Raw genomic sequence first — 6,463 nt, 5'->3', positions numbered from 1 at the left:
AAAAAAAAATCAGAGCCAAAAGCTCTGATTTTCTATTTTTATTTACGTACTCTTTTTGGTTTTTTTGCTTCCTCTTTGGCTTTGGCGTCATCAATAATCTTTTGAGACTGATCGTAGAGCGTGGTATCCGATTCGTATTTTATTTCTTCGTAATTCGGGGTGTCGACGAGAATATCCTGCCACTTCCGTATCCGGTCTTTGGTGTTCCAGTTGAAGTCGGGGAATTTCCGTTTGGAAGGTTCAATCATACTCATCGGGTAAGTGTCATCTGTTGCACCGATGTTGCAGGATAGAATCTGCAGTTGCTGCTCCTCAAACAAAGCACCAATAATTCCGCATGACGACAGATTAATCCCAATTCTTACCGGCTTTTTTGTTACTGAATCTACATCATCCACATAAGCAATGGACTGTGCATTTCCAATCACTCTTACTTCTTTTATTTTTCCCTCTTCATAAAAAACAGACATTAGTTTGCCTTTTACCTGATTAAATTCGTCTTTCATATTCAGAGAATCTGCTTTGCTTATGGCTAAAGCATTTCCAATGACTTTTAAAGAATCTATATTCTCAGTGGAAGTATTAAAATAAGCTTCTACCTTATCCCCCGTTACCTGTTTCTGATCGCTCCACAGAATTGGATCCGTGTACATGTGCATAATGCCGTCGGTTTCATTGAAAGCGATGGAATCTGCTCTGCCCTGCGCATTGGATTTATAAATTCTTGCCTTTTTAAATGCTCTCAGAAAACTTTTCTTTTTGGTAGCATCCGCAGTATCCGGCTTTTGATAAGACAGGATTTTCTCTGAAGCGAAGTAGATGGAATCTTTCTCTAAAATCTTAACTGCATACGGACTTTTCGTCATCACTGCAGAATCTTTTTTCTCATAAATCTCACCGTAGCCTCCTTTTATGTATCTTTTTTCTAAAGGATCATCCAGTGTCACATTTCCGGTTCCTGTTCCGAAGCCAGTATTCTGATTGAAGTATAACGCATCACCGGTAAGAATTTTATCATTGTAATAAATCCTGGAATTTTTTGTGAGAAAAGATTCCTTGGTATTCATATTATGCGTTCCCTTGTCGGTAATGATTTTGTTTTTCGGATTCTTTTTGTTGGTAATTACCGTATAACCGTTGATGGTCACGATATTGGTATTCTGATTCTGCACTACATTGTCGCCTTCCAGAATATATTCGCGGTCTTCAATCTTCACCCGTCCGGTAAGATCTATGGTTCGGGAATCTAAAAAGTAAGTAGCCACCTTGGAATAGGTAACGCTTTTACCATCGTTAATAGTTCCTCCACTGTTGTAGTAAGCCTGATTTCCGAGGCGGTCGTAATAAAGTGTTTCGGTTTTGATGATGGTACCTTTGGGATCGTTCAGCACAACATTTTTTCTGGCAACACCCTTTTGTGTGTTCCCGTCGTACTCCATTTCTGAAGAGGTGATCACTGAACCGTCGGGATTTTCAAGTCTGGCGTTACCAATTGCTCTGGCAAAGTTTTCTTCCTCGTACATGACGATAATATCAGCACTGAGAACAGATCCCTGATGCTCAACCTTTACGTTGCCTTTCAGTGTCTGGTTGCCGTCATATATTTTAGGATCTTTTATGATCTCATCTGCATTGATGATTTTCACCTTTTTGCCCGGGCCGGCAGGTGTTTTTGCTGATTTGTTTTGTAAAAAAGGATCTTTTTGTACAGGTTTGGGTTTTTCCTGTGCGTTAAAAAAAGCAACAAGGAAAACGAACAAAAAACAGAATATCTTCATTAATTAATCATTCTTAGTACCGTAAAAATACAGCGAATGCGAATCAATTTTTACGCCAAATGCACTTTCTATCCCTTCCTTAATAGCCTGAATACGAGGGTCGCAGAATTCTATAATCTCCTGAATTTCTTTATCTGAATCTTTTTTGTAGATCACCAAATGGTCATGCTGCTTGTCGAAATAAGATTTTTCGTATGAAGACGATGTCAAAGTTTTTTCGCCAAACTGATGCTTACGGATAAGCCCTGCATCAAGGAAGATTTCGATCGTATTGTAGATGGTTGCCTTTGAAACATGGTATTTTTTCTGCATCATCAGAAGGTATAAATCATCTACATTGAAGTGATGATCCATACTGTAGATTTCCTCTAAAATCGTGTAGCGTTCAGGGGTGTTTCTGAAGCCTTTTTCCAATAAATAGTTACGTAAAACGTCTTTTATCAGGGTTATATTTTTTTCTTTCTGTAAAGTATCCATTAATCAATTTATACTACAAATTTATCGATTTTTTATTGAATATAAAATTCTGCTGTATTTCAGAAAGAGATTTTAAGAATCGTTGCGTTCGAACTTCGCCTGCTGAATTCGGTTTGCACTGGATACCGCCTCTTCTGTAAGGGGTGCAGACTCTACCACCACGTTATGCGAAGTAACCCCCCATGATTTAAAGTCGTCACTACCTATATACTTCACAAAATTATAGATATTGAGAGTGATTTTGTTTTTTACAGTTAACAGTATATCATTAATATAGGTATTGTCAATAATGACATATTTAAGATCTGGCGGAATGTTGTAAGCTCTTAAAGACGGATGACTGCTTCGAGAAGGAATAGTGCCATCAGCCATCAGATCCTTTAAAACCATATTAAAATAGTCGTTGATTCTTCTGTCTTTTTTAAAACCAAGGAGGAAATTTACTTTAAAGATCGTTCCCGGCAGAATTTCATCAACAGTATATTTAAAAGTATATGGATCTTCCTGATTGACAATACTTAAAATGAAATAGTGATCCGCTCTCTTAGGCTGTTTTTTGATGATGGAATAGATGATTTTTGATTCCACTTCATCATTTCTTTTTGCTCTTGAAAGATATGCTAAATTGGTGCAATATTTCGGAATGGTATTATCCAGTTTCATATCCTTAATAACACCTACATATTTACTGATTTTCACATATTGGGTAAAGGTTGCCTTCAGTAGTCGGCCGTTGTACCATGCGTACATACAGACTGCGATGAAACCTCCTAACACCATGGTCAGCCAGCCTCCGTCCAGAAATTTAATTACATTGGCGTAGAAAAAGCCTGATTCAAGGAAAAGATAAATTACAGCAAAACCAATGATGAAAATTCTGTTGACACGGCTTCTGCTCAGCCAGTAAATCAGCAATATCGTTGTCATCAGCATTGTTATCGTAATCGTCAAACCATAGGCTGCTTCCATTTTGCCGGATTCTTTGAAGAAAATAACCACTCCAAAACACAGTGCCATCAATCCCCAGTTAATTCTCGGTATATACATTTGCCCTTTTACACCAGAAGGATATTCAATATGTTGATTAGGCCAGAATGAGATGGACATTGCCTCAGAAAACATTGTAAATGAACCTGTAATTACTGCCTGACTTGCTATAATTGCAGCTAAGGTTGCCAGAATTACTCCCGGCAAAACTGCCCATTCCGGCATAATACCGAAAAACGGATTCACACCGGTGAAGACCTGTTTGTAATTGGTAAGAAGCCATGCTCCCTGACCCAGATAATTTAAAATCAACATCAGTTTTACAAAGATCCAGCTTACTCTGATGTTTTTTGCACCGCAGTGTCCCAAATCAGAATACAAGGCCTCGGCTCCCGTTGTACAGAGGAACACAGCTCCCATGATGACGATAGCTTCAGGTGAATGCGTAATCAGGTTGTAGGCATAAATAGGATTGAATGCTTTCAGTATCTCCAGATGATCAAGAATATGCACCGATCCAAAAGCTCCTAACGCAAGAAACCAGAGAATCATAATCGGACCGAAGAGTTTACCGATGGAGGCCGTACCGAATTGCTGTACAAAAAATACAACAAATAAGATAATGATTGTGATGGCAACAACCGGCGTTTCGGGATTGTAAATCTTCAGACCTTCAATTGCTGACATCACGGTTAATGACGGTGTAATGACACTGTCTGCAACCAAAGTGGATGCACCGATAATTGCTACAACATAGAGCCATTTCTTTTTGAGTTTCTTGACTAAAGAATACAAAGCCAAAATTCCACCTTCTCCTTTGTTGTCTGCCCGTAAGGCAATAATAACATATTTGATTGTGGTCTGAAGGGTCAGCGTCCAGATGATACAAGAAATAGCACCTTCGATGTATGCATCAAAAGGCATTTTGGAATCTTTTCCGGCACTTACAATCGCTTTCATAACGTACAAAGGCGAGGTCCCGATATCTCCGAAAACAATACCTAAAGACACTAAAACTCCAACAAAAGAAAGTTTTTTAAGGTCAAAATGATGACCACCTTCTGCAACTTCAGACATATCTGGAAATATTAAAATTTAAGGGGCAAATTTATATTAAAATAATAACCCTGCGAACTTTTACCGATGAATAGAATAAATGAAAAAACTTCCTTTCGGAAGTTTTTTTCTATAATCGTTTCAATATTTTACTTAACGTACATTGCATTTTTGATTTCCTCTTTCACTTTTTCAAGTTTCGGGAACCATTCTGCAAACAATGCTGATGAGTAAGGTGCAGGAGCATCAGGAGTAGTAATTCTTTTGATTGGCGCATCCAAATAATCGAATGCTTTCTGCTGAACCATGTAAGTGATCTCTGAAGAAACTGAACCAAACGGCCATGCCTCCTCCAAAATTACAAGTCTGTTCGTTTTCTTAACTGAAGTTAAAATAGTTTCGAAATCTAAAGGACGAACTGTAATCAAGTCGATTACTTCCACAGAAATACCTTCTTTAGCCATATCTTCAGCTGCCTGAAGAGCTAATTTCATGATTTTTCCGAAAGAAACCAAAGTTACGTCTGTACCTTCTCTTTTGATATCTGCTTTTCCTATTGGCAAATAATATTCTTCTTCTGGAATTTCCATTTTATCTCCATACATCTGCTCAGATTCCATGAAGATTACAGGATCGTTGTCCTGAATTGCAGATTTTAATAATCCTTTCGCATCATAAGGATTTGAAGGAACAACTACTTTAAGTCCAGGAATATTTGCATACCAGTTTTCGAATGCCTGAGAGTGCGTTGCTCCCAACTGACCTGCAGAAGCTGTAGGACCACGGAAAACGATTGGACAGTTCCACTGGCCACCGCTCATCTGACGGATTTTTGCAGCGTTGTTGATGATCTGATCGATCCCCACCAGTGCAAAGTTGAAAGTCATATATTCTACAATCGGGCGGTTACCATTCATTGCTGCACCCACCGCGATACCTGTGAAACCAAGTTCTGCAATTGGTGTATCGATTACACGCTTAGCACCAAACTCATCCAACATTCCTTTTGAAGCTTTGTATGCACCATTGTATTCTGCCACTTCCTCACCCATCAAAAAGATAGACTCGTCTTTGCGCATTTCCTCGCTCATTGCCTGTGCAATCACCTCACGAAAAGTATATTCTGCCATAGTAATTTTAAAAATTTAGATACAAAAATAAGATTTTTATTTATTAATCGAAAAAAAAGGCTTCTTTCAATATTAATTTTTAGAAAATAATTATCTGAAAAACTTCCATTTTGGGATAATTGCCAGCATTCCGAAGCCTGTAAAGAGAAAAAGATTGGTAACGTCGGAGTACAAAAATGTCGACAGATAATAATTGTGCATAAAGAAATGCAGCAGCAGCATTACCGGAAATAGAAATATTCCGATTTTTCTGTAGAAAAAGATCAGGACAATTCCTAAAATCATCAAAGCGTCAACCGAGAAGATCAGGTAGAAATATCCTTCCGGAATATTTAAAGTTTTATGCTGAAGATATTCATCAAAATCGAGCCCGATTCCCATAAAAGTAAACAGCAGCAACGAAGCCAATGCTAAAATAAAACCCCAGCCTTTTTTCGGGTCTTCGTCGAAATAACTGTATTCTTTATATTCCTTTTCCATGGTGCAAAAATAAAAGAACTTATGAAAAAAAATCATAAGTTCCTCAGAATATTTATATCGTAAAAAAAATTAAATCGTGATCGCGTTGATCAATCTGTTTTTGTCGCTAAGGAATTCTTCCATAGAGATCATACTCTCAGTTCTCATAACATCCTGAATATCATCAATCTGATAGATTATTCTTTTTGCATCGTCTGTATTTTTTGCTCTTACTTTACAGAAGATATTGTATTTACCTGAGATAACGCTCGCTTCAATAACATTCGGGATTGTAGATAATTCTTTCAAAACCTCCTGAGTGCGGTTTGATTTCGTCAATAAAATACCGATGAAAGCTGTGAAATGATAATCTAATTTACCATAATCGATGCTTAGAGATGATCCTAAAATAATACCTGCATCTTCCATTTTCTTTACTCTTACGTGAATTGTTCCTGCAGATACATCCATCTGTTTTGCAATTTCCGTAAAGGGCATTCTTGTGTTTTCTACTAAGAAGTCAAGAATTTTCTTGTCTATTTCGTCCAGTTGATAGTTCATAATAGTGAAATTATA

The 6,463-nt window shown here is 37.6% G+C and carries 6 protein-coding genes; all 6 read right to left on the bottom strand.

Annotation, left to right across the window (positions count from 1 at the left end; all coding sequences use genetic code 11):
* Nucleotides 1–38 precede the first annotated feature (38 nt).
* The 6 genes from ASG21_RS05170 to ASG21_RS05145 all read right to left on the bottom strand — a co-directional run bounded on the left by ASG21_RS05170 (nt 39) and on the right by ASG21_RS05145 (nt 6,448).
* On the bottom strand, nt 39–1,778 hold the full coding sequence (locus ASG21_RS05170) for an OstA-like protein (protein WP_056076758.1): 1,740 nt from the start codon (nt 1,776–1,778) through the stop codon (nt 39–41).
* Nucleotides 1,779–1,781: 3 nt separating this feature from the next.
* Complete coding sequence (locus ASG21_RS05165; RefSeq protein ID WP_056076756.1) at nt 1,782–2,255, bottom strand: transcriptional repressor; 474 nt, start codon at nt 2,253–2,255, stop codon at nt 1,782–1,784.
* A gap of 72 nt (nt 2,256–2,327) precedes the next feature.
* Nucleotides 2,328–4,319, bottom strand: coding sequence for a KUP/HAK/KT family potassium transporter (locus ASG21_RS05160; RefSeq protein WP_056076754.1), 1,992 nt, complete (start codon nt 4,317–4,319; stop codon nt 2,328–2,330).
* Nucleotides 4,320–4,447: 128 nt separating this feature from the next.
* Nucleotides 4,448–5,428: a pyruvate dehydrogenase complex E1 component subunit beta gene (locus ASG21_RS05155; RefSeq protein WP_056076751.1), complete on the bottom strand. Its 981-nt coding sequence runs from the start codon at nt 5,426–5,428 to the stop codon at nt 4,448–4,450.
* A gap of 90 nt (nt 5,429–5,518) precedes the next feature.
* Nucleotides 5,519–5,908: a hypothetical protein gene (locus tag ASG21_RS05150; RefSeq protein ID WP_056076749.1), complete on the bottom strand. Its 390-nt coding sequence runs from the start codon at nt 5,906–5,908 to the stop codon at nt 5,519–5,521.
* A 69-nt stretch (nt 5,909–5,977) separates the two neighbouring features.
* Entirely contained in the window at nt 5,978–6,448 is a 471-nt protein-coding gene (locus ASG21_RS05145) for an AsnC family transcriptional regulator (RefSeq protein WP_056076747.1), read from the bottom strand.
* Between the last annotated feature and the right edge of the window lie 15 nt (nt 6,449–6,463).

The sequence above is a fragment of the Chryseobacterium sp. Leaf394 genome, from assembly GCF_001424105.1.
Classification (GTDB): Bacteria; Bacteroidota; Bacteroidia; order Flavobacteriales; family Weeksellaceae; genus Chryseobacterium.
The sequence above is the reverse complement of the archived record's forward strand: the minus strand, read 5'-3'. Positions and strand labels throughout refer to the sequence as shown.

Coding starts and splice junctions, on each gene's coding strand:
- ASG21_RS05165 (WP_056076756.1), bottom strand. CDS start 2,255: ATGGATACTTTACAGAAAGAAAAAAATATAACCCTGATAAAAGACGTT.
- ASG21_RS05160 (WP_056076754.1), bottom strand. CDS start 4,319: ATGTCTGAAGTTGCAGAAGGTGGTCATCATTTTGACCTTAAAAAACTT.
- ASG21_RS05155 (WP_056076751.1), bottom strand. CDS start 5,428: ATGGCAGAATATACTTTTCGTGAGGTGATTGCACAGGCAATGAGCGAG.
- ASG21_RS05170 (WP_056076758.1), bottom strand. CDS start 1,778: ATGAAGATATTCTGTTTTTTGTTCGTTTTCCTTGTTGCTTTTTTTAAC.
- ASG21_RS05145 (WP_056076747.1), bottom strand. CDS start 6,448: ATGAACTATCAACTGGACGAAATAGACAAGAAAATTCTTGACTTCTTA.
- ASG21_RS05150 (WP_056076749.1), bottom strand. CDS start 5,908: ATGGAAAAGGAATATAAAGAATACAGTTATTTCGACGAAGACCCGAAA.